The 25,305-nt window shown below is 62.8% G+C and carries 22 protein-coding genes and 1 other annotated feature; of the genes, 3 read left to right on the plus strand and 19 right to left on the minus strand.

What is annotated here, in order from left to right:
* Positions 1-38: 38 nt before the first annotated feature.
* From C816_RS11695 to C816_RS11780, 17 genes are all read right to left on the minus strand, one after another.
* Positions 39-875 carry a prephenate dehydrogenase gene (locus C816_RS11695; RefSeq protein WP_016322597.1) on the minus strand — a complete coding sequence of 279 codons (837 nt, stop codon included), beginning with the start codon at positions 873-875 and terminating at the stop codon, positions 39-41.
* Positions 876-1,104: 229 nt separating this feature from the next.
* A complete protein-coding gene (aroF, locus tag C816_RS11705; RefSeq protein WP_016322599.1) occupies positions 1,105-2,112 on the minus strand; it encodes a 3-deoxy-7-phosphoheptulonate synthase in 1,008 nt (335 codons plus the stop codon).
* A 316-nt stretch (positions 2,113-2,428) separates the two neighbouring features.
* On the minus strand, positions 2,429-2,977 hold the full coding sequence (locus C816_RS11710; RefSeq protein ID WP_016322600.1) for a zinc dependent phospholipase C family protein: 549 nt from the start codon (positions 2,975-2,977) through the stop codon (positions 2,429-2,431).
* Positions 2,978-3,150: 173 nt separating this feature from the next.
* Complete coding sequence (locus C816_RS11715) at positions 3,151-5,238, minus strand: glutamine synthetase III family protein (RefSeq protein ID WP_016322601.1); 2,088 nt, start codon at positions 5,236-5,238, stop codon at positions 3,151-3,153.
* Between the two features lie 164 nt (positions 5,239-5,402).
* Positions 5,403-6,989 carry an asparagine synthase B gene (asnB, locus tag C816_RS11720; protein WP_016322602.1) on the minus strand — a complete coding sequence of 529 codons (1,587 nt, stop codon included), beginning with the start codon at positions 6,987-6,989 and terminating at the stop codon, positions 5,403-5,405.
* 43 nt (positions 6,990-7,032) lie between these two features.
* Positions 7,033-7,282: a binding site (T-box leader), on the minus strand.
* Positions 7,283-7,456: 174 nt separating this feature from the next.
* Positions 7,457-8,872, minus strand: coding sequence for an adenylosuccinate lyase (purB, locus tag C816_RS11725; RefSeq protein ID WP_016322603.1), 1,416 nt, complete (start codon positions 8,870-8,872; stop codon positions 7,457-7,459).
* Between the two features lie 29 nt (positions 8,873-8,901).
* Positions 8,902-9,309, minus strand: a complete 408-nt coding sequence (locus tag C816_RS11730; RefSeq protein ID WP_016322604.1) for a DUF4299 family protein — start codon at positions 9,307-9,309, stop codon at positions 8,902-8,904.
* An 18-nt stretch (positions 9,310-9,327) separates the two neighbouring features.
* Complete coding sequence (locus C816_RS11735; RefSeq protein ID WP_016322605.1) at positions 9,328-10,602, minus strand: adenylosuccinate synthase; 1,275 nt, start codon at positions 10,600-10,602, stop codon at positions 9,328-9,330.
* Between the two features lie 314 nt (positions 10,603-10,916).
* Positions 10,917-13,085 carry a Tex family protein gene (locus tag C816_RS11740; RefSeq protein ID WP_016322606.1) on the minus strand — a complete coding sequence of 723 codons (2,169 nt, stop codon included), beginning with the start codon at positions 13,083-13,085 and terminating at the stop codon, positions 10,917-10,919.
* 12 nt (positions 13,086-13,097) lie between these two features.
* The gene (locus C816_RS11745; RefSeq protein ID WP_016322607.1) at positions 13,098-13,907 is read right to left on the minus strand and encodes a hypothetical protein; all 810 of its coding nucleotides are present in this window, start codon (positions 13,905-13,907) and stop codon (positions 13,098-13,100) included.
* Between the two features lie 75 nt (positions 13,908-13,982).
* Entirely contained in the window at positions 13,983-15,467 is a 1,485-nt protein-coding gene (locus tag C816_RS11750; protein WP_016322608.1) for a DUF1846 domain-containing protein, read from the minus strand.
* Between the two features lie 181 nt (positions 15,468-15,648).
* Positions 15,649-16,506 (minus strand): CPBP family intramembrane glutamic endopeptidase, encoded by an 858-nt coding sequence (locus C816_RS11755; protein WP_016322609.1) that lies wholly within the window; start codon positions 16,504-16,506, stop codon positions 15,649-15,651.
* A 167-nt stretch (positions 16,507-16,673) separates the two neighbouring features.
* Complete coding sequence (locus C816_RS11760; RefSeq protein WP_016322610.1) at positions 16,674-17,387, minus strand: tripartite tricarboxylate transporter TctB family protein; 714 nt, start codon at positions 17,385-17,387, stop codon at positions 16,674-16,676.
* A complete protein-coding gene (locus C816_RS11765; protein ID WP_016322611.1) occupies positions 17,374-18,036 on the minus strand; it encodes a hypothetical protein in 663 nt (220 codons plus the stop codon). The genes C816_RS11760 and C816_RS11765 overlap by 14 nt, the downstream gene beginning before the upstream one ends.
* Positions 18,033-18,506: a hypothetical protein gene (locus C816_RS21845; RefSeq protein ID WP_016322612.1), complete on the minus strand. Its 474-nt coding sequence runs from the start codon at positions 18,504-18,506 to the stop codon at positions 18,033-18,035. Before C816_RS21845 ends, C816_RS11765 begins: the two co-directional genes overlap by 4 nt.
* Positions 18,487-19,005 (minus strand): RNA polymerase sigma factor, encoded by a 519-nt coding sequence (locus C816_RS11775; protein WP_196803637.1) that lies wholly within the window; start codon positions 19,003-19,005, stop codon positions 18,487-18,489. The genes C816_RS21845 and C816_RS11775 overlap by 20 nt, the downstream gene beginning before the upstream one ends.
* 102 nt (positions 19,006-19,107) lie before the next feature.
* Entirely contained in the window at positions 19,108-19,434 is a 327-nt protein-coding gene (locus tag C816_RS11780) for a helix-turn-helix transcriptional regulator (protein ID WP_016322614.1), read from the minus strand.
* 296 nt (positions 19,435-19,730) lie between these two features.
* On the opposite strand from C816_RS11780, the gene C816_RS21850 reads away from it, so the two are divergent.
* Positions 19,731-20,255 (plus strand): hypothetical protein, encoded by a 525-nt coding sequence (locus C816_RS21850; protein WP_016322615.1) that lies wholly within the window; start codon positions 19,731-19,733, stop codon positions 20,253-20,255.
* Between the two features lie 391 nt (positions 20,256-20,646).
* Here the strand turns inward: C816_RS21850 and C816_RS11790 are convergent, their stop codons facing one another.
* Positions 20,647-22,548, minus strand: a complete 1,902-nt coding sequence (locus C816_RS11790) for a peptidoglycan DD-metalloendopeptidase family protein (RefSeq protein ID WP_016322616.1) — start codon at positions 22,546-22,548, stop codon at positions 20,647-20,649.
* Positions 22,549-23,012: 464 nt separating this feature from the next.
* Here C816_RS11790 and pta point away from each other — a divergent pair, with 464 nt between their 5' ends.
* Positions 23,013-23,993: a phosphate acetyltransferase gene (gene pta / locus C816_RS11795; protein WP_016322617.1), complete on the plus strand. Its 981-nt coding sequence runs from the start codon at positions 23,013-23,015 to the stop codon at positions 23,991-23,993.
* 148 nt (positions 23,994-24,141) lie between these two features.
* On the opposite strand, the gene C816_RS23710 is transcribed toward pta, so the two are convergent.
* Positions 24,142-24,300, minus strand: coding sequence for a hypothetical protein (locus C816_RS23710; protein ID WP_016322618.1), 159 nt, complete (start codon positions 24,298-24,300; stop codon positions 24,142-24,144).
* A gap of 298 nt (positions 24,301-24,598) precedes the next feature.
* Here C816_RS23710 and C816_RS11800 point away from each other — a divergent pair, with 298 nt between their 5' ends.
* Complete coding sequence (locus C816_RS11800; RefSeq protein ID WP_016322619.1) at positions 24,599-25,210, plus strand: immunity protein Imm33 domain-containing protein; 612 nt, start codon at positions 24,599-24,601, stop codon at positions 25,208-25,210.
* Positions 25,211-25,305 lie beyond the last annotated feature (95 nt).

Genomic DNA, 25,305 nt, shown 5'->3' on the forward strand with positions numbered 1-25,305 from the left:
GCGCGAGCCGGGGGTTTGACCGCCCGGAAGGGCAAAAATCAGTTCCCTCCGGCAGATGCCTTCAGCTCCCGGCCCTCCTTCAAGAGGGCCCTGATCCGCTCCGCGTCGCGGGATTTCAGCGCGTCGGAGTAATCCGTCAGATGCCGGATGAAAATATCCAGCTCCTTGACAAGGTAGTCGGCGTCGGCCAGGAACAGCTCCGTCCACATATCCTCGTCCAGCCGGGCCACACGGGTCATATCCTGGAAGCTCCCGGCGGAGAAGCCGCGCCGCCGCTGGGCCTCCGGCGATTTCACGTAGGCGCTGGAGACAATGTGGGCCAGCTGGGAGGTGAAGGCGATGATCCGGTCGTGCTCCTCCGGCTGGGAGAAGGTCAGCCTGGCAAAGCCCAGGTCCAGGAAGAAGGCCTGGAGAGTCTCCAGCAGCTTCATGTCCGTGCGCTTGTCCGGTGTGAGGATCATGGAGGCCCCCACGTACAGGTCCTCGCTGGAGGCGGTGAAGCCGCCCCGCTCCCGGCCCGCCATGGGATGCCCGCCGATGTAGGCAAAGCTGTGCTGCTCCGCCAGGGGGGCGATGGCCTCCACCACCACCCGCTTCACGCCGCACAGATCCACCGCGATGGCCGTCTTGGAGATCTGCGCCCCGTGGGCGCGGACCCACTCCACCGCCGCGCCGGGACGAATGGCGATGAGAATCAGGCCGCACTGGGGCAGATTCTCGTCTGTCAAGGGGGCGTCAATGGCCCCGCACATCCGGGCCAGGGTCATGGTCTCCGCGTCCAGATCGGCGCCGAAGACGGTGTGGCCCGTGCGGGCCTTGATGCTCTTGGCCATGGAACCGCCGATGAGGCCCAGGCCCACAATACCAACATTCATATGGATACAGCCTTTCTTGCATTATAGCGGAATTCAATCTTGCTGATAACCGGGAGCCGGGCCGGCCAGGAGGGCAATTGCACAAACGGCCCGCTGTCCGCAATGCTGCAGATTGCCGCGGAGGACAGCGCCTCTGCCGGGGATTGGAATCCCTCCGGCAGGCCCGGTATTTCCGACAGGGTCTGCCGGGCGCCGTTCCCTTGGCGCGGGGCCATACACCTAAGTTTCCTTACAGCCCCTTCACTGCCTCATGCAGGGCCAGCAGCTTCTTCGCCAGGGGGTCGAAGTCCTCGGGCTTCAAGGACTGGGGGCCGTCGCACAATGCGTGGGCAGGGTCGTTGTGGACCTCGATCTGGAGGCCGTCGGCTCCGGTGGCCACGGCGCCCATGGCCAGGGGCTCTACCAGCCAGCTCTTGCCGGTGGCGTGGCTGGGGTCGATGATGACGGGCAGGTGGGTCAGCCGCCGCAGCACGGGAATGGCCGCCAGGTCCAGCGTGTTGCGGGTGTAGTGCTCGAAGGTGCGGATGCCCCGCTCGCAGAGGATCACGTTCCCGTTGCCGCCGGACATGACGTACTCTGCGCTCATGAGCCACTCCTCATAGGTGGCGGACATGCCCCGCTTGATCATCACGGGCCGGTCCTGGTGGCCCACGGCTTTCAGGAGGTCGAAATTCTGCATGTTCCGGGCGCCGATCTGGATGACGTCCACGTCCTTGAACAGGGGCAGCTGGCTCAGGTCCATCAGCTCGGTGACGATGGGCAGGCCTGTCTCCTGCCGGGCGATTTTCAGGTACTCCAATCCCTTGGCCCCCAGGCCCTGGAAGGCGTAAGGCGAGGTGCGGGGCTTGAAGGCGCCGCCCCGCAGCATGGTGGCGCCGCTAGCCTTCACCGCCTTGGCGATGGCCACCACCTGCTCCTCGCTCTCCACGGAGCAGGGGCCGGCCATGATGGTCAGGGTGCCGCCGCCGATCTGGGTATTGCCCACGGGGATGACCGTATCCTCCGGATGGAATTTTCGGTTGGCGTTCTTATAGGGCTCCTGGACCCGCTTGACGTCCTCCACGATGTCCAGTGCGGCAATGAGGTCGATGTCCAGCTTGGACGTGTCGCCCACCAGGCCCAGGATGGTGTGGGCCTCGCCAATGCTGGTGTGGATGGCGATGCCCTTCTCCTGGAGCCAGTTGATGAGGCTCTCCAGCTGTTCACGGTTGGGGTCGTGCTTCAAAATGACGATCATGACGGTGTCCTCCTAAGTTTAGAATGGTACAAAAAACCCGCGGCCGGTTCGGCCGCGGGTCATCATGTACGAATGGTTACAACAAAACCAAATGTTACACGCGCACGCTTTCAGCCAAACCCAAATAAGCCTTACCGTAAAAATAGGTAAAGCTAAAGTAACGGTATTCAGCGTTGCGGACGATGTTGGTCATGTCGATATCCCTTTCAAATTTGGAATATACAAAAAGAATAGCACGATGACACGAAAATGAAAATGGGCAATTCCCACAAATACAAAGCGCGATTGCGAAAAAAATCGTGAATATCAAACAGATTCAGGCGGGAGCCGGCAGGCATCCGGCCATCAAAAGCAGATTGGCCTCCAGGATAAAGCGGGCGTCCTGGTGCACATCCGCCTGGGTCTCCATGTACTGGCGGTGCAGCTGGTCAATGGCCTGGGTCAGATCCCAGCGGGCCCTCTCCGGGCGCAGGGTGCGGCTTTGGAGATACTCCGCAAAATACACCCGCAGAGCGTCCTCATAGGCCCGGTGGGCGATGAGGCTGTCGGGGTAGTTTTCGTTGTGGGGGAAGGTGAAGGCGTCGGCCAGGTAGTGGGTCAGCTTGCCCAGGGTGTAGTACTGCCAGATGGTCCAGCGGGCCCGCTGCTGGAGCCGCAGGATATGGGCGTTTATGTAGGCCTGGGAGTTGGAGAAGTTGTGTCCCCGGAACTTGTAGGCCCGCAGGGAGCCTTTCAGGTAGGTCAGGGGGTTGCAGTCCGGCTGGAAGGAGCCGAAGAGAAAGGCCCACTCGTACCGCCGGGCACGGAATCCGTGTTCATACTCCAGCAGGGTGGAGGCCAGGAGCTTGTGACTGCGTTTTTTCACCGCGGCACCTCCGGGAATTGGATTTCAGCGGGTATCAGTATACCACAGGGCGTCCGTGGACGCAAGGGAAAATTTTGGGCTTTTTGGAGGAAAACGGAATATCTGGAAGGGGGCGTCCGCCCTCCCTGCAAAGAAATTCCGCCCCGGCGGAGGGCGGGGCGGAATTTGATGGTTCAGACGGAGAACAGCAGCTGGCTGTATACGGGCATGGGCCAATACTCGGAGGCGGTGAGGATCTCCAGAACGTCCACGGAGTCTCGGGCTTCGGCCATGTCGGGGAGGAGGGTGTCGTGGCAGTAGCGCATGGCCTCCTCCGGACCGGCGGGCATGTCCTCCAGGTCCGAGGCCAGGACGCGGCACTGCTCCATCAGATCATCGGTGATTTTAGCGACGCCCCTGGCGGTGTTAACCTCATAGGCGCAGGGGACGTCCAGCTGTTTTTTGCTGTCCGCCCGGGCGCAGAGGTCGGCGGCATATTTGGAGACGGCGGGGAGAATGTCGTGGCGGATCATGTCGATCATGGTCTTGGCCTCGATGGAAATGACGGCGGCGTAGTTCTCCACGTGGATCTCGTACCGGGCCCGGACCTCCGCCTCGGTGTAGATGCCGTGTTTGACAAAGAGCTGGATATTCTTGGGGGCGATATAGGCGGGCAGGGCGTCGGCGGCGGATTTCAGGTTGCTGAGGCCCCGCTTTTCCGCCTCCTGGAGCCAGGCGTCGTCGTAGCCGTTGCCGTTGAAAATGATCCGCTGGTGCTCGGTGAGGGTCCTCTTTACCAGCTGGTGCAGGGCGGACTGGAAGTCCTCCGCCTTTTCCAGCTCGTCGGCGAACTGCTCCAGCTCCTCGGCCATGATGGTGTTCAGGGCGATGTTGGGGCCGGAGACGGACAGGGAGGAGCCCGGCATCCGGAACTCGAACTTGTTGCCGGTGAAGGCCATGGGGGAGGTGCGGTTGCGGTCGGTGTTGTCCTGGCGGATGGCGGGGAGCACGTCCACGCCCACCTTCAGCATCTTCTTCTCGGCGTCCGTATAGCGGGTGTCGTGGATGATGGACTCCACCACGGCGTTGAGCTCGTCGCCCAGGAAGATGGAGAGCACGGCGGGAGGGGCCTCCTGGGCGCCCAGGCGGTGGTCGTTGCCGGCGGTGGCCACGGTGGTGCGGAGGAAGTCCTGATAGTCGTCCACGCCCTTGATGAAGGCGGCCAGGAACAGCAGAAACCGGGCGTTCTGGCTGGGCGTGGAGCCGGGCTTGAAGAGGTTGTGGCCGGTGTCGGTGCTCAGAGACCAGTTGTCGTGCTTTCCGGAGCCGTTGACGCCGGCGAAGGGCTTTTCGTGGAGGAGGCACACCAGGCCGTGGCGGTCCGCCACCTTCTTCATCATCTCCATGGCGATCTGGTTGTGGTCGCAGGCGGTGTTGGCGTCGGAGTAGATAGGGGCCATCTCATGCTGGGAGGGGGCCACCTCGTTGTGCTTGGTCTTGGAGAGAACGCCCAGCGCCCACAGCGTCTCGTCCAGGTCCTTCATATAGGCGGCCACCCGGGGCTTGATGGCGCCGAAGTAGTGGTCCTCCAGCTCCTGCCCCCTGGGGGGCTTGGCGCCGAACAGCGTCCGCCCGGTCATCTGCAGATCCTTGCGCTGCCGGAAGAGCTCCTTGTCAATGAGGAAGTACTCCTGCTCCGGGCCCACCTGAGCGGTGACCCGCCTGGTCTCCGTGTCGCCGAAGAGGCGCAGGATGCGGATGGCCTGACGGCTCACCTCGTCCATGGACCGCAGGAGAGGAGTCTTTTTGTCCAGCGCGTGGCCGGAGTAGGAGCAGAAGATGGTGGGGATGCACAGGGAGTCCTCCTTGATGAAGGCGAAGGAGGTGGGGTCCCAGGCGGTGTAGCCCCGGGCCTCAAAGGTGGCCCGCAGGCCGCCGGAGGGGAAGGAGGAGGCGTCCGGCTCGCCCCGGACCAGCTCTTTGCCGGAGAACTCCATGATGATCTTTCCGCCGCCGGCGGGGGAGATAAAGCTGTCGTGCTTTTCGGCGGTGACGCCGGTCATGGGCTGGAACCAGTGGGTGTAGTGGGTGGCGCCCTTCTCCACGGCCCACTGCTTCATGGCCTCGGCGATCTCGTTGGCGGTGGAGATGTCCAGGGACGTGCCCTCGGTGACACACTTCTTCCACGTGCCGTAGGACGCGGAGGAGAGGCGCTCCTTCATGGTCCACTCGTTGAAGACCTGGCTGCCGAACAGCTCAGGCAGATGCAGCTTCGCTTCCATACTTGTTCCTCCTAAAACATATCGGCCAAATGATTTGGCGGTAAAATCGGCGGTGATGTCCGGGCCCCGGAGTATCCGGAGCGAAATCCGGACAGTGTGCGCTTGTTTTTAGTGGGCGCATAGCTTTTAGTGGGTGCATAGTCCCTGCGCGGGCCATCTTCCCCCTATTCCCCGCTGGTTCCGTAGTTGCTGAGGGCCCGGGCGGAGGGATCGTCCACGTCGCAGCCCTCCCAGGACTTGTTGGGCATCCAGAAATCCCGAATCATCCCTGCCTGGCCGGGGTAGTGCTTTTCAAAGATCTCCCGGTACAGCAGGCTCTCCTTGGTGAATGGCGGACAGTGATAGTCGAACTTGTGCCGCAGGGATTCAAACGCCTCGTCGGTGTAGGTCTCCTCAGCATGGGCCTTCAGATCGTCCACCATGGAGTGGCCTACGGCGTCGGAGAAGGCGGCCTTCTGGCGCCAGAGGATGTTCTCCGGCAGCAGGTTGTCGCGCTCAAAGGCGTGGCGCAGCAGGTACTTGCCCATGTGGTAGGTGTTCATCTTCATCTCCGGGTCAATGGCCATGACGTAGCGTACAAAGTCCAGGTCGCCGAAGGGAACTCGGGCCTCCAGGGAGTTGACGGAGATGCTGCGGTCCGCCCGCAGAACGTCGTACATATAGATCTCGTCCACCCGCTTCTTGGCCTCGGCCTGGAAGGCCTCCGCGTCGGGGGCGAAGTCGGTGTATTTATAGCCGAAGAGCTCGTCGCTGATCTCGCCGGTGAGAATCACCCGGATGTCCGTCCGCTCATGGATGGCCTTGCAGCAGAGGTACATCCCCATGCTGGCCCGGATGGTGGTGATGTCCCAGGTGCCCAGCAGCGCGATGAGGCCATCCAGAGAATCCAGCACCTCCTGCCGGGTCATGATGACCTCCGTGTGGTCGGCGCCGATGTAATCGGCGGTCTCCCGGGCGTATTTCAGGTCGATGGCGTCGGTGTCCATGCCGATGGCGAAGGTGCGGATCTTCTTTCCCAGCACAATGGCGCTGATGGCGCACACCAGCGAGGAGTCCAGCCCGCCGGAGAGGAGGAAGCCCACCGGCGCGTCGGCGTCCAGGCGCTTATCCACGGCGGCGATCAGGCGGTTCCGGATGCCCCGGCACACCGTCTCCAGACCGTCGCGGCAGTACTGCCGGACGGTGGTCAGGTCCGCGTAGCGGACGAAGCTGCCGCGGGCGTAGTAGTGCCCCGGGGGAAAGGGGCGGATTTCACCGCACAGCCCCACCAGGTTTTTGGCCTCGCTGGCAAAGACGATGGCCCCGGCCCTGTCGTACCCGTAGAACAGGGGGCGGATGCCGATGGGGTCCCGGGCGGCGATGAGGGAATCCGCGGAGGCGTCGTAGATCACCAGGGCGAACTCCGCGTCCAGCCGGGAGAACATCTCCAGGCCGTACTCATGGAACAGGGGGAGCAGGACCTCGCAGTCGCTGCCGCTCTGAAAGACGTACCCCTTTTCCTCCAGCTGCCGCTTCAAAGGGCGGAAGCCATAGATCTCGCCGTTGCAGACCACATAGTCTCCGTCCAGGGAGAAGGGCTGCATTCCCGCCTCCGTGAGGCCCATGATGGAAAGCCGCTGGAAGCAGAGCCAGCCGGAGGGGGTCTCCAGAATTTGGCTCATATCGGGGCCCCGGGAGGCCGTGCGGTCCAGAAAGGGGGTAATCTCCTGCCGGGTCAGCGTCTTCTTGGAAAATCCCATGATTGTACACATAGGCGCACCTCCAGATAAAATAAAACGCAGCTATATCCTAAAATTTTAGGACGAATAGCTGCTATCCGCGGTGCCACCTAATTTGCCTCCCAATGGGACGCCACCTCTTCAAGGCTCCAACAAGCCCGCGTGATGTAACGGTCACGGCCCGTCGCGCTTACTGGCGGAAGAATCCGCGTTCAGGTTGCGGCTCCGGAGTGTTCTTCCCGCGGATTCTTTGGTACGGGGTTTCCACCATCCCCCGCTCACTGGCCCGGAACGTCCGCGGTACTTTTCTCCATCAATGCCTTGATGATCTTCAATTGATGTTTGCAGTGTATCACTGCGGGCGGGCGTTTGTCAACGTCAAAACATACAAAATCCAAACCCAATTTTCCGCGACCTTTTTGACTTTGGGGAGAAAATGGGTAGACCAATGGCGGACAGCTGTCCCCAATTTGAGAACAGCCGCCCGCCGCGAAGGGTGTTTACAGGTTGATTTCCGGTTTCTCCCGGGAGGCATCCGCCAGCAGGGGGCGGATCTGGGCCAGGAAGGCGTCCACCTGCTGGGGGCACCGGCCGATGTAGAGCGCCGGGTCCAGCACAGCCTCCATCTCCGCCTCCGTCATGCCGAAGGCCGGCTCCGCTGCCAGCCGGCGCAGCAGGTCGCAGGGCTCGCCCTCCTTCATTTTGGCGGTGGCGGCCATGGAGCAGGTGCGGATGATCTCGTGGAGAGACTGCCGGTCCCCGCCCCGCTTGACGGCCTCCATCATCAGGTTCTCCGTGGCGATGAAGGGCAGGTACTCCCGCACCGTGCGGTCCACCACCTTCTCGTTGACGTGGAGACCGTCGGTGACGTTCTGGCAGAGGCGGAGAATGGCATCGGCGCAGAGGAAGCCCTCCGGCATAGAGATTCGGCGGCCCGCGGAGTCGTCCAGAGTCCGCTCCAGCCACTGGACGGAGGCTGTGAGGGGCGCGTTCATGGCGTCGGTCATTAAGTAGCGGCTCAGGGAGCAGATGCGCTCCGAGCGCATGGGGTTGCGCTTATAGGCCATGGCGGAGGACCCGATCTGGTTTTTCTCAAAGGGCTCCTCCACCTGCCTGTCGTGCTGGAGCAGGCGGATGTCGCCCGCCATCCGGTAAGCGCTCTGGGCGATAGCGCTGAGGCAGTTCAAGATGCGGCTGTCCACCTTCCGGGGATAGGTCTGGCCGCAGACGGCAAAGCATTTTTCAAAGCCGAACTCCGCGGAGACCTGGCGGTTCAGCTCCTCCACCTTGGCCCCGTCCCCCTCGAAGAGGTCCACAAAGCTGGCCTCGGTGCCGGTGGTGCCCCGGCAGCCCCGGAATTTCAGGTTGTCCAGCACAAAGTCCAGCTCCTCCAGGTCGCTGAGGAAATCCTGCATCCACAGCGCGGCCCGCTTGCCCACGGTCACCAGCTGGGCGGGCTGATAGTGGGTGTAGCCCAGGGTGGGCGCGGCCTTGTACTTCTCTGCGAACTGGCTGAGGTTGGCCAGCACGGCGATCAGCTCTCCCCGGAGATACCGCAGGCCCTCCCGGTAGAGGATCAGGTCCGCGTTGTCGGTGACATAGCAGCTGGTGGCTCCCAGGTGAATGATGCCGGCGGCGGAGGGAGCGGCCTTGCCGTAGGTGTAGACATGGGCCATGACGTCGTGGCGGACTTCCTTTTCCCGCTGCGCCGCCATTTCAAAGTCAATGTCGGTGATGTGGGCCTCCAGCTCCGCCACCTGTTCTGCGGTGATGGGCAGTCCCAGATTGTGCTCCGCCCGGGCAAGGGCCGCCCACAGCCGCCGCCAGGTCTGGATGCGCTTCTCGGCGGAGAAGAGGTTCAGCATAAATTCCGACGCGTACCGGGAGGAGAGGGGGGATTCGTAGCGGTCTTTCATAATTGAAACCTCCAATTTGAGAACAGGGCCTAGACCAATTGCCGGGGAAGGCCCTCGAACAGCCCGTCCAGTTCTGCGTGGGTCATGGCCCGGATCAGAATCCAGCCCTCCGACTCCGCCAGGGAGAAGGGGCGTAGCCGCTTCATAGCCTCCTGATACTCCATCTGCCCCAGAACGCGCTGCTCAGTGATGCTGACCAGGCTGAGAATCCAGCCCGGAATGGGCCTGCCGTCCGCCGCCCACTGGCTCTCGGGGCGGAGGGGAAGCAGGGTGTCCACATCCTCTGTCAGGGTGCAGTTCCCCAGCAGGTCTTCACTGTCCTGCTTCTGATAGACCTTCGGGTTGGCCCGGTAGGCGTCCTTCCACCGCTGGACGGTCTCCGCCTGGCTGAGGCCCTCTTTTTCAGCCTTCTTTTTTCCAAAACCAAACAGTCCCATAAATTTCTCCCAAGCCGTTTATCGCAGGATGATGGCGTCCCGCTCCGGACCAACGGACACATAGCCGATGCGGCAGCCGATGGCCTTTTCCACATACTCCACGTAATCGCGGGCGGCCTGGGGCAGGTCCTCCCACCTCCGCACGCCGGAGATGTCGCACTTCCAGCCGGGCATGGCGGTCTCAACCGGCCTGGCGTCCGCCAGCACCGCGGGGAAGGGAAATTGGTCCGTCTCCCGCCCGTCCAGCTCGTAGCGGGCGCAGATGGGGATCTCGTCCAGGTAGCTCAGCACGTCCAGCTTGGTCAGGGCGATGTTGGTGGCGCCCTGGCACTCCACGCCGTAACGGGTGGCCACAAGATCGATGGGGCCCACCCGGCGGGGGCGGCCCGTCTTGGCGCCGTACTCGTTCCCCGCCTCCCGGAGCTTCTCCGCCTTCTCGCCGAACCACTCGCAGGTGAAGGGCCCCTCGCCCACGCAGGAGGAGTACGCCTTTACCACGCCCACGATCTCGTCAATTTTGACGGAGGGCAGGCCGGAGCCCACCGGGGCGTAGGCGGCGATGGGGTTGGAGGAGGTGGTGTAGGGGTAGATGCCGTAGTCCAGATCCCGCAGAGAGCCCAGCTGGGCCTCGAAGAGCATCTTCTTCCCCTCCGCCTGGGCGCCGCGCAGAAACGCGCTGGTGTCGCAGACAAAGGGCTTGATCTTTTCGCCAAAGTCCGCAAACCAGCTCCGCAGGTCCTCCATAGTGTAGGGCTTTGCACCGTAGACCTTCTCCAATGTCAGGTTCTTCCACTCCAGAATGCCCTCCAGGTGCTCCCAGAGCTTCGCCGGGTACAGCAGTTCCCCGGCCAGGACCGTCTTTTTCTGGTACTTGTCGGAGTAGAAGGGGGCGATGCCCTGCTTGGTGGAGCCGTACTTCTTGTCGGCAAGGCGGGCCTCCTCCAGGTTGTCCAGGTCCCGGTGCCAGGGCAGAAGCAGGCTGGCCCGGTCGCTGATTTTCAGATTCTCCGGGGTGATGGACACGCCTTTGGACACCACGTCCTGGATCTCCGTCCAAAGGTTCTCGCAGTCCACGGCCACGCCGTTGCCCAGGACGTTCGCCACGCCCTCCCGGAAAATGCCGGAGGGCAGCAGGTGCAGGGCGAATTTGCCCTTTTCGTTCATCACCGTGTGTCCGGCGTTGCCGCCGCCCTGGTAGCGGACCACCACGTCGTAGTCCTCCGTCAGCAGGTCCACCATGCGGCCCTTGCCCTCGTCGCCCCAGTTGATGCCTACAATGGCGCAATTTGACATTTTGAAAAACCTCCCGGTTGAGTAGGGGCCGCCGCTCTCGGCGGCCCGTCGTCCGTAATTTTGCAGGCTGCTGCAAGAAGCTGTATTCACAGGCGCTGAAGGCCGTCCGGACGGGACCTTTCGCGCTGTTCTCCACTAAATTTTCTGAAATACATCTTCTAAAATTGCCGGTGAAAAGGTTGACCTATCTGGAAAACGCGCGCTCAACCTTTCCTATTATAGCGAGGTTCCCCCTATAAGTAAAGCGCAAAATAATAATATTCAGTATTATTTTGACTTATGTGTCAGGGGGAGAACGGCTTTTCCGGCGGTCCTCATTCCTTGGGAACCTGGCGCATGGAGAGACTGATCCGCTTCTTTTTCTCATCCACCTCCAGCACCACCACCTTCACTACGTCCCCCACGGATACGGCCTCGGAGGGGTGCTTGACGAATTTGTCCGCCACCTGGGAGATGTGGACCAGCCCGTCCTGATGGACGCCGATGTCCACAAAGGCGCCGAAGTCGATGACGTTGCGCACGGTGCCTGTCAGCACCATGCCGGGCTTCAAGTCCTTGATCTCCAGCACGTCGGTGCGGAGGATGGGCTGGGGCAGGTCATCCCGGATGTCCCGGCCCGGCTTCATCAGCTCGCCCACCACGTCCCGCAGGGTGGGTACGCCCACGCCGCACTCCGCCGCGGCCCGCTCCTCGCCGTAGGATTTCACCTGGGCGCTCAGGTCCCGCAGGTTCCCGCCGCCCACGTCCGCCAGGGAGTGGCCCGTCAGAGACAGCAGCTTCTCGGCGGCGTCGTAGCTCTCCGGGTGAACGGCGGTGTTGTCCAGCACGGATTTGCTCTCCGGCACCCGCAGGAACCCGGCGCACTGCTGGAAGGCCTTGGGCCCCAGCTTGGGGACCTTCAAAATCTGCTTCCGGGCGGTGAAGGGGCCGTTTTCCTCCCGGTAGGCCACCACGTTTTTGGCGGTGGTGCCGTTGAGCCCTGCCACCCGCTGGAGGAGGGAGGGGGAGGCGGTGTTCACGTCCACGCCCACGGCGTTGACGCAGTCCTCCACCACGCCGTCCAGGGCCTCCCCCAGGCGCTTGGGGGGCATGTCGTGCTGGTACTGCCCCACGCCGATGGCCTTGGGGTCGATCTTCACCAGCTCCGCCAGGGGATCCTGGAGCCGCCGGGCAATGGACACGGCGGAGCGGAGGTTCACGTCGAACTGGGGGAACTCCTCCGCCGCCAGCTTGGAGGCGGAGTACACGGAAGCCCCGGCCTCGGAGACGATCATATAGGAGACATGGGCTCCGGCGCTGTTGACCTGGTGAATCAGCTCCACCGCCATCTGCTCCGTCTCCCGGCTGGCGGTGCCGTTGCCGATGGCGATGTGCTCCACACCGTGCTTTTTGATGAGCCTTGCCAGGGCGGCGATGGCCTCTTTTTTCTGCCGCTCCCCGTGGGTGGGGTAAACCACGGCGGTGTCCAGCACCTTGCCGGTGCCGTCCACCACCGCCACCTTGCAGCCCATGCGGTACCCGGGGTCCAGGCCCATGGTGACCTTGCCCTTCACCGGGGGCTGCATTAAAAGGGGACGCAGGTTCAGGGCGAACTGGCCGATGGCCCCCTCGTTGGCCCGGTTGGTCAGCTCGGAGCGGGCCTCCCGCTCCAGAGAGGGGAAGATCAGACGGTCGTAGGCGTCCTCGGCGGCGGCCTTCACAAACTCCATAGCCCGGCTGCCGGGCTTCACCGCATGGCGGCGGACGGTCCGCAGGGCCAGCTCCCGGTCCAGCTCGACGCTGACATTTAAAAGCTCCTCTTTTTCTCCCCGGTTGACGGCCAGGATCTGGTGGCCCTGGAGCTTGGAGAGAGCCTGGGAGAAGTCGTAGTACAGGCGGTAGACGCTGTCCTCCTCCGTCTGGGCGGCGCTGTGGAGGATTCCGTTTTTCTCCAGCAGCTCCCGCAGGCGCTTGCGGAGCTCCGCGTCGTCGCTGATTGCCTCCGCCACGATGTCGGACGCCCCCGCCAGGGCCTCCTCCGCCGTCTCCACGCCCTTCTCCGGGTCGACGTACTTTGCCGCCTCCTCCAGGGGGTCCGGGCAGTCCGGCCCCTGGGCAAAGAGGAGCTCCGCCAGGGGCTCCAGCCCCTTTTCCTTCGCCATTGTGGCCCGGGTGCGGCGCTTTTGCCTGTAAGGCCGGTACAGGTCCTCCACCTCCGCCAGGGTTTTCGCGGCGTCGATGGCGGCGGAGAGCTCCTCCGTCAGCTTGCCCTGCTCTTCAATGGCGCTTTTCACCGCCTCCCGCCGCTCCCGGAGGCCCCGAAGGTACTGGAGCCGCTCCTCCAGGGTCCGGAGGGAGGTATCGTCCATGGCGCCGTGGAGCTCCTTGCGGTAGCGGGCAATAAAGGGGATGGTGTTTCCCTCGTCCAGGAGGCGCACCACGTTTTCCACGTGCTCTGGACGCTTGTCCAGTTCCTGGGCGATCTGTAAAATAATTGGGTCCATAGATTGTTCCTTTCAATTCCAAAAGCTGTGGGCAATCTTCGTCAGCTTGTCCAGCGCACTGCCGTGAACATCGGGCGGGGAATCCAGCCCCACAAAAAAGTCCACGAAAAAGTTCTCCGCATCCGGGCCGCCGCGCATGGCCGCCAGGACCTGGAACGCCTCCGTTTTCAGGCTGGAGCGGAGGTCTGCCGACGCGGCACACCGAAGGGCCGCGGCGGCCTTGCGGTGGCCGTCCAGCAGCAGCGACATTCCCTCCGTCGCATGGAGGGCAATGCCGCGGGGCGGCGGTTCCGCCCGTTCAAACCGCTCCCGGTAAAACGCCGCCCGGTCCGGGTCAAATCGGGACCGCTTCTGGGAGGGGTACAAAAACACCGGCCGGATCGGACTGTTCTCGCAGTCATAGTCGTCGTCAAACAGCTGGGCCGGAGCTGTGGCGGCGCTGGGCGGCCTGGTGTCCGGTACATCCCAGAAGAACCGCCCGCCGCCGTCGGCGGGATAGGCGTCCCCCTCCGACAGAACGTACAGCCCAGGCTCCAACAGCCCCAGCAGAGGAGCGAGCGTGGGGACGGCGTCCTCCAGCCGCTCAAAGCCGCTGTTCAGCGTCTCCCGGCACTGCTCCAGCGCTGGACATTCCGCCGCGTCCCGGCCCCAGCCGGAGGCCAGCAGGCTCTCGCAGGCACCGCAGATCGGGGTCTCCCAGGACAGCAGGGGTGTCCCTCGGAGAGTCAGGCAGCAGTCCGTGCCGCTGGGGGTCTCCCGGGGCCGGCACTCCTTCCGGAGCGCCAGGACCCCTCCACATGCATCGCCAGCGCCCTCCGGCACCAAGGCTCCTGTTTCACATCCGGCCGCACAGGCAGGATCTTCACGCTGTTTTAGTCCATATTCGCCCCTGGGGCCCTATTTGTGGTACAGCTTCTTCGTCTCGTACTTGGGCTCAAAGCTGACGTTGATCCCCAGCTGCCGCAGCAGCTTCTCGTCCTCGTCGCTGAGGATGACGGAGAAGTGGGCGTCGCAGCCCCGGAGCTTGGGCATTTGCCGCTGGGCCAGGTCCGCCAGGGGATTGGTCAGGGCGGAGATGGTCAGGGCCAGCAGCACCTCGTCGGTGTGGAGGCGGGGGTTCTTGTGGCCCAGATACCCGGTTTTCAGCCGGCACACCGGCTCTAGGACCTGGGCGGAGATCAGCTCAAAGTGGTGGTCGATGTTCCCCAGGGCTTTCAGGGCGTTGAGCAGCAGGGCGGAGGCCGCCCCCAGGGTCTCGGAGGTCTTGCCCGTCACCACCCGGCCGTCCGGCAGGACCATGGCCCCGGCAGGGGCCCCGGTAGCCTCGGCCTTCAAGAGGGCGGCGGACACGGCCGGGCAGATCTCCGGCGTGACGCCGGCCTGGTTCATCACCAGCTCCAGCTTCCGCACCGGCTCATCCCCGGCCTTGCCCTGGATCTTCTCCACGCAGGCGGTGTAGTACCGCCGGAGGATCTCCTGCCGGGAGGCCTCCCGGCACACCTCGTCGTCGGAGATGCAGTTGCCCGCCATGTTCACCCCCATGTCCGTGGGGGACTTGTAGGGGGAGGCCCCCTGGATCTTTTCGAAGATGGCGCTGAGCACCGGGAAGATCTCCACGTCCCGGTTGTAGTTCACGGCGGTCTCGCCGTAGGCCTCCAGGTGGAATGGGTCGATCATGTTCACGTCGTTCAGGTCCGCCGTGGCGGCCTCGTAGGCCAGGTTTACCGGGTGCCGCAGGGGCAGGTTCCAGATGGGGAAGGTCTCATACTTGGCGTACCCGGCGGTGATGCCCCGCTTGTGGTCGTGGTAGAGCTGGCTGAGGCAGGTGGCCATCTTGCCGCTGCCGGGGCCCGGGGCCGTCACCACCACCAGGGAGTGGGTGGTCTCGATGTAGTCGTTTTTCCCCAGGCCGTCGTCGCTGACGATGTGGGGCACGTCGGAGGGGTAGCCGGCGATGGGGTAGTGGCGGTAGCACCGGATGCCCAGGGCCGTGAGGCGCTTCAAAAAGGCGTCGGCGGCGGCCTGGCCGTTGTAGCGGTTCAGCACCACGCTGCCCACGTACAGGTCCAGTCCCCGGAAGATGTCGATCAGGCGCAGTACGTCGTCGTCGTAGGCGATGCCCAGGTCTCCCCGGATTTTGTTTTTCTCAATGTCCGATGCGTTGATGGCGATGACGATCTCTACATCGTCCCGCAGCTGCTGGAGCATGCGGATCTTGCTGTCCGGCGCGAAACCGGGCAGGACACGGGAGGCGTGGTAATCGTCAAAGAGCTTGCCGCCGAACTCCAGATACAGCTTGCCGCCGAACTGGGCGATCCGCTTTTTGATCTGCTCCGACTGGGTGGTGAGATACAATTCGTTGTCAAAGCCGATAGCCGCCATGGCAGAGGTTCCCCCTTCACACAAAAATTTTTCCCGAATAAGTATACCACATCCTGGCGGATTTGGAAAGAAAAATAGAGCGGGGAAAAGACAGGGCCTCACAGGACGGAAAAAGCCCCGGGCCGATCCCGGCCCGGGGGCTGCTGGCGTACTTTCTCAGGCCGCTTTTGCGGCGGGGCGGTCAGACGGAGGCCGTCCGCCGCTTCCAAAGGACGAGGATCAGGCATACCAGCGCGTATCCGGCGGCTGCGATCAGGGAGGCCTCCGCGCCGAATCCCGCTCCGGTCAGCAGGATGCTGTCCGGCGGGATCAGGATCTGAAACAGCGGGCTGCCATAGGCGCCCTCCGCCGTTGTGATGTGCAGAATGTCGGCTGCCATGACAAAATTCCACACCGCGTGCATGAGTGCGCTGTTTCCGATGGAGCCCTCCCGGACGGCGGCCAGGGAGAACATGATCCCCACCAGCGTGCCGCTGACGGCAAGAAGCGCGACGCCCCCGAGGGTGAAGCGCTCCATGGAGGGGATGTGCGCCAGACCGAAAATCAACGACGGGATCAAAATCGCGGTCCGTCGGTTCCACCGGGCCTCCAGCAGGCCCATGATGAAGCCGCGGAACAGCATCTCCTCCAGCACGCCGGCTTTCAGAGCCGCGGCAGCGGAGGCGGCCGCGGTCAAAATCATATCGCCGGGAGCGAACGCGTTTGCCTTCGGCTCTCCCACCGCCAGAAAGGCGGCGGCGACAGACAGGGGGAGCAGAACGGACAAGACCGCGCCCCACCCGCTGATTTGAAGGGTGATTCCAAAGTCCTCCATTTTCAGATAGAGAGCTTTGGTTGTGTAGAGCCAAAAGAACAGCAGCGTGACCAGCAGGCAGCCGGTCATTCTGAAAATCACGTACCACCCCCGGTCCGGGAGGGTGACGACGGAGAAGATTCCGTCAAAGATCACGCTGCTGCACAGGTCTCCGGCGAAAAACAGCAGGCAATAGACAGCCGCAATGGCAAGCGTTTTGGATGTTGAAAATGAATGCTGCCGCATTTCCCAATCCCTCTTTTCCTGAATCCTGACATGAGAAGCTGTATTCACAGGCGAAAAGACCCGTCCGGACGGCGTTTATCGCCGGTGAATACAGCTTCTAAATCGGCACCCGCCAAAACCGGCGGGTGTCGGAAGTCTGGCGGAATGTTCCGCGGAAGCGCCGTGTGTCACCGGGAGCCCTCCTCCGACGGGGCGGATTCGATCTCCGAATAGGGCTCAATCTCCGGGGCCGGGTCTGCCGCGTCATCTTCCGGGGGCAGGGCGGCGTCCGCGGACGCCCGGACGAAGGCGAACCCTCCGCTGGCCCGGCGGCCCCAGACCAGGATGGTGTAGTCCCCGGTCCTGGGGATCTCAATCGTGTGGTTTCCCTCCAGGGCGTTGCCCTCGCAGAGGGTGTTCCCGTCCTCGTCGCTGATCTCCACCTCCAGCCGGCCGTAATAGGTGTAGATTTGGCACTGGAGCGTGTCCCCCGCCTCCAGGCGCATGGTGTGGGAGTCCGCGCCGTCGAACCGGTCGTAGCTCATCTCGTAGAGGTGCTCGTTGGCCCAGCGGGAGGCGTCCCGCAAAGAGTGCCCGTTGACGACCCACCAGGCCGCGCAGTACATGCACAGCGCCGCCCCGGTGAGGATGAAGCAGAGGAACATCCCCAGCCAGTCGTACTTCACCCGTCCGCCGTCCCGGGCGGAGAGCAGCGTCTCGATTCCCAGGAGAATCAGAATGCAGGGGGAGGCTTTCAGCAGCCACTCCGGCTGGAACCCGGGCCAGAACATGGATGCCAGCATTCCCCCTCCGGCGGCCACCAGGACGATTCCCAGGGTGAAGGTGCCCACCCGGCGCTGCCGGGGAAGTATGGTCTGCACCGCCTGCTCAGTCGTTTCCATGGGCGTCCTCCTCTTCTGCTTCCGGCCCGCCGCCGGGGACGTCCGGCGCGTGGGGCGCCTCCTGGAAGAACTCCGGCTGGTATGCCGTGCCCGCAGCCTCCGGGCCGGGGGTGAAGGCGGGGATGTCATCCGGGGCCGTCCGCTTGGGCCCCCGGATGAACCACATGCCCAGGGCGATAATCAGCAGCGTCACCGCGATGCGGGGGGCGTCCCACACCAGCAGGTCATACAGCCAGTCCAGCCAGGGGAACAGGTTCCAAACCCCGCGCATGAGCTGCCGGACCACGGTGTCGTACAGCACGTACAGCCCGATGAACACCAGCGTCCAGCCGATGACGCTGTGCCGCTTGGCCAGGAGCTCCGAGAGGCGCTGGGCGTCCAGGTCCGACATGCCGAAGAGGTAGGCGTCCTCGTCCTCCGTACCCTCCATCCGCTGGCGGCGGAGGTTGTAGCTGTCAAAGAAGGAGTACAGCCACAGCGGCACGATCAGCACCGCCAAAGCCCCGATCTGCAGAAAGATGGCCAGAGCCAGAAGGCCGCAGGTCAAAATGGTCTGGGAAATACCCCGCCTCATATATCCCTGGTGCATCTGGCCGCACCCGGGAACGCAGGAAAAGATAAAAAACAAAAGTCCACGAATCAGTCTCATGAGTGGTTACCCCCTCGTGTATGATGTTGCGGCCGCAGGCCGTCAAAGAATCCGGTCACGCCGGACAGGGTCTCGTTCAATGCCTCGTTCCACCGCTCCGGCCAGGAGTGGAGATGCTCCGCCGCGGCAGAGAGATTCTGCGGCGCCGCCGGGCGGGAGAACTGGATCTCCTGGCTGCTCCACAGCACCGTCAGCGCCAGGGCCACGGCGGCGGCGGCCGTGGCGTACCGGCTGGTCACCAGCCGGAGGGTCCGCGTTCTGACGCGGGCCCAAAGGGTCTCTTGGCAGGACCGCTCCGGCTCCAGCAGCTCCGCGCCGCAGAGCAGGTCCGTGTACCGCTGGAGGCACAGGTCGCAGAAGGACAAGTGCTCCGCGATCTCCAGCCGGGCCAGCTCGTCCAGGGTCTCGTCCCGGATCAGAGCCGCCAGCGCCTCATTTGTCAGATGTCCGTCAGCGCGGAACCGTTCCATATCCTCCGCTCCTTTCCAATCGCTCCCGCAGCAGCCGTTTGCCCCGGGAGAGCTGTGTATGTACCGTCTTTACCGGCCTGCCCAGGGCCAGGGCCGCCTCCTCCGGGGACTTTTCCTCCAGCAGGCACAGGCGGCACACCGGCCGGTAGGGCTCCTTGAGAGCCTCGATCTCCGCCGCGATGGACGCCGCCCCGGTCTTCTGCAGGGCCACCTCCTCGGCGGGCGGGGCCAGGCCCGGGGGCATGGCCTCGTCCCCCGGCAGCACGCTGTGGCGGGACCAGGCGCTTTGCAGGTGGTCCTTGGCCTTGTTGGCGGCGATGCGTCCCAGCCACTGCCGTTCATAGCCCCGGGGGACGGCGTCCCGGTGGAGCCAGGCGGCGAGAAACGTCTCCTGGGTCAGGTCCTCTGCGGCAGAGGCGTCCCGCACCAGCTGGAAACAGACCGTGTAGACCAGCCGCTCATACTGGGATACCAATTCTGAAAACTGCTCTTTTGTCATGCCTCCTGCCGCCACCTCTCTCCTGCGCGCTGCCTATATTACGGGATAGATTCCTGAATTTCTTCAATTTTTTGTGAAATTTCTTTTGGAGGCGCCGTTTCGTCATGGAGAGGAGGTGTCCAGCATCCCCCGCATATAAGTCAGGGCCAGCTCCAGCTGGCGGGGGGTCAGCTGCCGGCCCAGGTCCACCAGGGCGGAAAGCTCCCCGGTCTCCAGGGGCGGGGCGGGACTGCGGACCTCGGAGAGGCCCATGATATAGTCGATGCTGGCGTGGAAAATGCTGGACATCTTCTGCAGCTGTAAAAAACTGGGGTAGTGCTTCTGGTTTTCATAGGCGCTCACCGTCTCCTGGGAGACGCCCAGCTCAATGCTGAGGCGGACCTGGGTCATGTGAAGTTCCTCCCGCAGCTGCCTGATGTGGTTTTCCATAATAACCTCCCTGTGCCGTCCGCTGCCCAAAGAGAAACCGTGATATAATAAAGGTTCATACTATATTCTCCGGGTGGCCGCAGAGGGGCGGACTGGCTTCCGATTGTTTGGCGGAGCCATTTGCGCCGCCTCTCAAATGGGATTTTATAAGTTACACTTGTATTCAGCAGAGGCTTATGTTATATTGTATATAGGTTTAACCTGTATTAGGGATTTATACGGGCGGGAATATATGGAACCGCGGCGGAGAGGCCCGTTTCGGCAAAAGCGGCAGAGGGGATCGAGGGGAAGCCTGTATGCAAAGAGCCTTGAAGGGGACACGGACAAAGCGCAAATTGGCGGACGCTCTGAAGGACCTGCTGGAGACCAGGCCCCTGGAGCGTGTGCGGGTCCACCACCTGACGGACCTGTGCGAGATCCACCGGCAGACCTTCTACTACCACTTTGCCGACGTCTACCAGCTCTTCGATTGGTCCGTACAGGAGGACGGGGCGGAGCTGGCCGCCCGGCTGGCGGCGTCCCCCGGCTGGCGGGAGGCGCTGGAGACGCTCCTCCAGGCCATTCCGCCCCGGCGGGGCTGGTTTCTGGCGGTTTTGAACCAGGCGTCCCCGGAGAGCCGCCAGGCGTTTTTTGACGGTCTCCTGGCTCCAATCGCCGAAAAGGCCGGAATCTCCGGCCCCGGCGGCGTCTCCGCCATTCTCCTCTCTCTGCTGGAAAAGTGGATTCGGGACGGCTGCGGTCCGGTTCCGGAGGGAATGGCGGTGCTTCTGGAGCAGATGACGGACCGTCCCGGCCGGGAGGAATCGGGCGTCCCTGGATAGCGGCGGGATTTCCGGCGACGGGAATCCACCTGCCCGCCGGATCGGAATTTGACAACGCTTTGACAACGCAAAGAAAAACAGGCCTCCCCGGTTCGGGGAGGCCTGTTTCAGACTGTCAAAGAACGCTGGAGATTTCGTCAACGGAAAGGAAGGGTGTGTGCGGGCTGTGCCCGCAGGCACGTTTCGGAGGCCAACCGCCTGTAGGGCGGCTCTTAGGCCGGAGATAACCCAAGAGGGGTTTCCTGCGCTGCTGAAATCATCAGATTTTCCGAACTTTTTGAAGTTTTGAAAATCTACAGCAGCTTGTCAAAAATACTTTTTCGACAAGGTGAAACAGGCCTCCCCGAACCGGGGAGGCCTGTTTCATATCGGTAAACTGTGCAGTGCTGCCCTACGGCAGATAGTTCAGAGGATTCCGGGCCACGCCGTTGTAGCGGACCTCGAAGTGGCAGTGGTTGCCGGTGGAGTTGCCGGTGGAGCCCACCCGGGCGATCTGCTGGCCCTTGTAGACGTGCTGGCCCACGGAGACCGTCAGGCTGCTGTTGTGGCCGTAACGGGTCTTATAGCCGTTGCCGTGGTCGATTTCCACCAGATAGCCGTAACCGCCCATCCATCCGGAGTAGGTGACGGTGCCGCCGTCGGCGGCGCAGACCGGCGTGCCCCGCGAGGCCGCGATGTCGATGCCCTGGTGGTTGGTGGAGCCGATGCCGCCGGGGGATTTCCGTCCGCCGAAGCGGGAGGTGATGCGGCCTGTGACAGGCCAGCGGAACGTGCCGGTGGGATACCAGGTGGGCCGCTCCATGGTGCCCCGGAGCTGCTGCTCCGTAACAGGTTCCCGGAGGGTGACGGAGGAGAGGACCGTCCGCTCCACCTCCTCGCCGTTGACGTAGGTGACGTTGGCCACCACGTCCGCCGCGCCGAAGACGCCCTTGGAGGTCACCTTGGTGTCGCCCTTGTACATACTGGCGTCGTCGGTGTACTCCACGTCGTAGTTCACCTCGGCCACGTACCGCTCCTTCTGGACCACGGTCCGGGTCAGATAGGGCACGGAGGCGGACATGGTCAGGATTTCGCCGATCTGCAGCTTGTTGATGTCGTAGCCGGGGTTCAGGGCCTCCAGCTCCTTGGAGCTCAGGCTGTGGGCCTCGGCGATCTCGGACCAGGTGTCGCCCTTTTGCACCTCGTAGGTGACCTCGGCGGTTTTGGTGCTGTACAGCGTCTCCGCCAGATACCCCAGATTCATGATCTCGTCGCTGGGGACGTATTCCTCCTTGATATCCACGCTCTCGGCAAAGTCGCAGGAGATGGTGTCCTCGTCGGTGCCGGCGGCCTTCAGCTGCTTCAAAAGCTCGTCCAGGGCTCCGGCGTAAGGCGTGGCGCCGATAAATTCCCCATCCACATACAGGCAGTAGGCGGCGGTTACCAGCCCCACCTCCTGAGACAGGTCCTCGGCGTAGGTCTCCGGGTCCACCAGATCCTGCCGGCGCAGCAGGCCGGAGGAGTACTGGATCAGGGAGTCGTCAATGGTGAAGCTCTCCCCCAGGGTGCGGGCGGTGACCTGCTCCAGGTCCCGGCGCACCTCCTCGGCGGCGGACTGGGAGCTCATGACGGCGATGACCTCGCCGTCGTAGCTGACTGTGGTGCCGTAGGTGTAGGTGGAGAAGAACAGGGCGATCAGGGCGATACAGGCGGTGCCCCCCAGAAACAGCAGGGGGTACAGCACTCTGCGGGCGGACCGTTCCGGCCGCTCCTGACGGGGGGACCCCCGGCTGATGGCCCGCTGCCGGCGGCCCCAGAGGCGCTCCTCCAGCAGGCTGCCCCACATGGGGATGATGCCCCAGATCAGCAGCAGGATCTGGATGGGAAAGCGGTTGGACTCCGGAAAGCGGGAGGCCTGCTTCTCCCGCAGGAGGTGGCGCCAGCGGCGCTTGACGCGCTTGAGATTCCAGAGGACGGCCTGGTACCATGTGACCGTGGGCCGGGGCTCTGCGGACCGGCGCCGGGGGGGCTGGCTGTTTCCGGCGGCCGCCCTGGGGCCGGTCTCCTCCCAGGCGGGGATGGCGGCCCGCCGCTTGGCCGTGCGGCGGAGGCGGTCCTCCACCGCGTGCTCCTTGGGGGCGGTCTCCGACGTGACCACAGGGGGCTTCGGCGCAGGACCCCGGGAATAGAGACCCGCCGTGGCGCCGGTGGTCACCGAGGGGGCCAGATGGCGTTCCTCGCGGCGCTCCTCCCGGGGAAGTGCGGCTCGCCGTCCGCCGGACGGCGGCTTTTTTGATCTTGATCGTTGACTCATAGTACTCCCGATAAAGGCATAAAAGTTACAATTTGTTACCGTTGGTATCATACCGCGTTTTGCCGTTCCCGTCAACCCTGGAAAATGGCGGAGGATGGCATTTTTCGCGGAAGAAAGGGACTATATGTCCAGAAATTAGGAGTGGATTTTGTACAATCTGCATATTTTCTTTGGGGGTCCCTGGAATAAATGTAAATTTTTTTGTTAGGATTTTCATTTTTCAATTGACCCGGCGGGCCAGTGGTGTATAATAAGGCTAACTTAAGCCTTGTTTGAAAAAAGTCAAAACGCCCAAACGGTGGATCTTGATCCGCCACTCTGCGTTAAATGTTCTTGCCGGGCGTCAGCCCGCCTGCAAAAATCTGCCTTGATTGGCGAAAACATCTCTCGCCGTTTGGGCATTCCGCCATTTTTCAAACAAGGCCTAATCCATATGCTTGGACTTTTATGGAGGTAATGGAAACATGTTTGAATTTCTCATCAAAAAGCTGAAAGCCCATCCCCGCAGAATCGTGTTCACCGAGGGCACGGACCCCCGCATTCTGGAGGCCTCTGCCCGTCTGCTGTCCGGTACGTTTCTGACCCCCGTTCTGGTGGGCAAGCCCGACGAGGTGTTTGCCGCCGCAGAGGAGGCCGGCTTCAACATCCGGGGCGCCGAGATCGTGGACCCCGAGGCCTTTGAGGACATGGACAAGATGGTGGCCGCCATGGTGGAGCTGCGCAAGGGCAAGATGACCGAGGAGCAGTGCCGCTCCATGCTGAAGCAGGGCAACTACTTCGGCACCATGCTGGTGAAGATGGGCTACGCCGACGCGCTGCTGGGCGGCGCCACCTATTCCACCGCCGACACCGTCCGCCCCGCCCTCCAGCTGATTAAGACCAAGCCCGGCTGCAAGATCGTCTCCTCCTGCTTCATCCTGGTCCGCTCCACCACTGTGGGCGACCGCGAGGTCATCGCCATGGCGGACTGCGCCATCAACATCAAGCCCAACGAGGACGAGCTGGTGGAGATCGCCCTGGAGACCGCCGGCACGGCCCGCCTCTTCGGCATTGATCCCCATATGGCGTTCCTGAGCTATTCCACCCACGGCTCCGGCTCCGGCGAGGACGTGGACAAGATGCGCAACGCCTGCGCCAAGGCCAAGGCCCAGGCCCCCGACATCGTCATCGACGGCGAGCTCCAGTTCGACGCCGCCGTGTCCCACCGTGTGGCGGAGACCAAGTGTCCCGAGTCCCCCCTGGCCGGCCGCGCCAACACCTTCATCTTCCCGGACATCAACGCCGGCAACATCGGCTACAAGATCTGCCAGCGTATGGGCGGCTTTGAGGCCTACGGCCCCATCCTCCAGGGCCTGAACGCCCCCATCAACGACCTCTCCCGGGGCTGCAACGGACAGGAGGTCTACTCCATGGCCCTGATTACCGCCGGTCTGTGCGAGGACTGAGCGGTACATCGGGCAGATCCGCCTGCTGAAAAGACGGGAACGCCGCCGGGCGTTCCCGTCTTTTGCTCACCCAGAAAGAGCTGGCGGAGCGGAGGGTGAAACCTCCATACGAGGAAGAGCGGCCCCGCCGGCAGCGGGGCCGCTGTATTTAATCCGGATTCTGTATGCCGGGATCAGCATTTTCCATAAAGAGCTCCTCTGCCTGCCGCTGTGCCTCCATTAACCGGGCCTCCAGCTTGTGAAGCGTCTCTTCCGCGTCTGTCAGTGTGTTGAACAGCAAAAGATATTCTTTGGCAATCGTCTGCATTTTTCTTCGTCCTTTCTAAACGACCACAAAATGTGGATTGGAGTATCTCTATGATACACAAAATCATGCGGAAAACTTGTCTTAATTTGTCGAGGAGAACGGGAATCTGAAAAAAAATATAAAAGGCCGGAGATTGGTTGGGATATTCAACGAAAAAAGGCGGGTTATGGCTGTTTTTCCCGATTGAGCGGACGCGAGGCTGGGGATTGCGCTGAGGGGCGGAATCTGATATGATGGACAACAGAGAAAATATGACGGCGTTTCCGCCAGAATACGATTATAATTTGGGAGGCAGCGTATGAAGTACACATATAACATCAATGGTAAGCTCATATCCCTCTCCTGCCGGGAGGAGTGGAAGCCCACCGCGGACTTTCTGGCGGGGGTCCTGCTGGAGGAGGAGAAGGCCGGCGGCGCACTGGCCGAGGACTGCATCATTCAGATCGGATGGAGCTTCTACAAATTTGTCAGGCAGGAACAGGGACTCCAGATGGTGACCTTTGACTATGTAGGGGACCCCTTCTCCGCCACAGAGGAGGACCTGTCCCTCAGCCTGCGGATCTTCCATGAGCAGACGGAGGTTTTGAACAAGGCCCAGATCCAGGCCCAGGCGGTGACCACCTCCTTCCAGGATACCATGCTCATGAAGAACACCGCCAGAACGGCGGACACCGTCTATCTCCAGCGGCTGGAGCCCACCTGCGAGGGGGACTCCGGCTGGTACATGGGCGTCATCGGCGAGGAGGGCTCCGACGACCCCAAGGACTACACCCGCATCCACACCTACCAGCTTCTCTCCTTCTGCGAGGCGGCTCTGGCGCTGATGCCGCTGCCCCTGGGGACCATCGGCCTCTTTGAGCGGGGCCAGCTGGTGGAGGTGGTGGACGAGAACAACAAAAATCTCTTCTGACGCCCCACAAAATTAGGCATTGTTTGATTAGGCCATGTTTGAAAAAAGTGAAAACGCCCAAACGGTGGATCTTGATCCGCCGCTCTGCGTTAAAT

This window comes from Oscillibacter sp. 1-3 (assembly GCF_000403435.2).
In the GTDB taxonomy this organism is placed as follows: Bacteria; Bacillota; Clostridia; order Oscillospirales; family Oscillospiraceae; genus Oscillibacter.

What these genes read in the sequence shown, in the direction of transcription:
- C816_RS11780 (WP_016322614.1), bottom strand. Translation starts at nt 19,434, where the DNA reads ATGGAAAACCACATCAGGCAGCTGCGGGAGGAACTTCACATGACCCAG.
- C816_RS11740 (WP_016322606.1), bottom strand. Translation starts at nt 13,085, where the DNA reads ATGGACCCAATTATTTTACAGATCGCCCAGGAACTGGACAAGCGTCCA.
- C816_RS11695 (WP_016322597.1), bottom strand. Translation starts at nt 875, where the DNA reads ATGAATGTTGGTATTGTGGGCCTGGGCCTCATCGGCGGTTCCATGGCC.
- C816_RS11760 (WP_016322610.1), bottom strand. Translation starts at nt 17,387, where the DNA reads ATGGAAACGACTGAGCAGGCGGTGCAGACCATACTTCCCCGGCAGCGC.
- aroF (WP_016322599.1), bottom strand. Translation starts at nt 2,112, where the DNA reads ATGATCGTCATTTTGAAGCACGACCCCAACCGTGAACAGCTGGAGAGC.
- C816_RS11790 (WP_016322616.1), bottom strand. Translation starts at nt 22,548, where the DNA reads ATGAGTCAACGATCAAGATCAAAAAAGCCGCCGTCCGGCGGACGGCGA.
- C816_RS11765 (WP_016322611.1), bottom strand. Translation starts at nt 18,036, where the DNA reads ATGAGACTGATTCGTGGACTTTTGTTTTTTATCTTTTCCTGCGTTCCC.
- C816_RS11735 (WP_016322605.1), bottom strand. Translation starts at nt 10,602, where the DNA reads ATGTCAAATTGCGCCATTGTAGGCATCAACTGGGGCGACGAGGGCAAG.
- pta (WP_016322617.1), top strand. Translation starts at nt 23,013, where the DNA reads ATGTTTGAATTTCTCATCAAAAAGCTGAAAGCCCATCCCCGCAGAATC.
- asnB (WP_016322602.1), bottom strand. Translation starts at nt 6,989, where the DNA reads ATGTGTACAATCATGGGATTTTCCAAGAAGACGCTGACCCGGCAGGAG.
- C816_RS11775 (WP_196803637.1), bottom strand. Translation starts at nt 19,005, where the DNA reads ATGACAAAAGAGCAGTTTTCAGAATTGGTATCCCAGTATGAGCGGCTG.
- C816_RS21850 (WP_016322615.1), top strand. Translation starts at nt 19,731, where the DNA reads ATGCAAAGAGCCTTGAAGGGGACACGGACAAAGCGCAAATTGGCGGAC.
- C816_RS11730 (WP_016322604.1), bottom strand. Translation starts at nt 9,309, where the DNA reads ATGGGACTGTTTGGTTTTGGAAAAAAGAAGGCTGAAAAAGAGGGCCTC.
- C816_RS23710 (WP_016322618.1), bottom strand. Translation starts at nt 24,300, where the DNA reads ATGCAGACGATTGCCAAAGAATATCTTTTGCTGTTCAACACACTGACA.
- C816_RS11715 (WP_016322601.1), bottom strand. Translation starts at nt 5,238, where the DNA reads ATGGAAGCGAAGCTGCATCTGCCTGAGCTGTTCGGCAGCCAGGTCTTC.
- purB (WP_016322603.1), bottom strand. Translation starts at nt 8,872, where the DNA reads ATGAAAGACCGCTACGAATCCCCCCTCTCCTCCCGGTACGCGTCGGAA.
- C816_RS11750 (WP_016322608.1), bottom strand. Translation starts at nt 15,467, where the DNA reads ATGGCGGCTATCGGCTTTGACAACGAATTGTATCTCACCACCCAGTCG.
- C816_RS21845 (WP_016322612.1), bottom strand. Translation starts at nt 18,506, where the DNA reads ATGGAACGGTTCCGCGCTGACGGACATCTGACAAATGAGGCGCTGGCG.
- C816_RS11800 (WP_016322619.1), top strand. Translation starts at nt 24,599, where the DNA reads ATGAAGTACACATATAACATCAATGGTAAGCTCATATCCCTCTCCTGC.
- C816_RS11755 (WP_016322609.1), bottom strand. Translation starts at nt 16,506, where the DNA reads ATGCGGCAGCATTCATTTTCAACATCCAAAACGCTTGCCATTGCGGCT.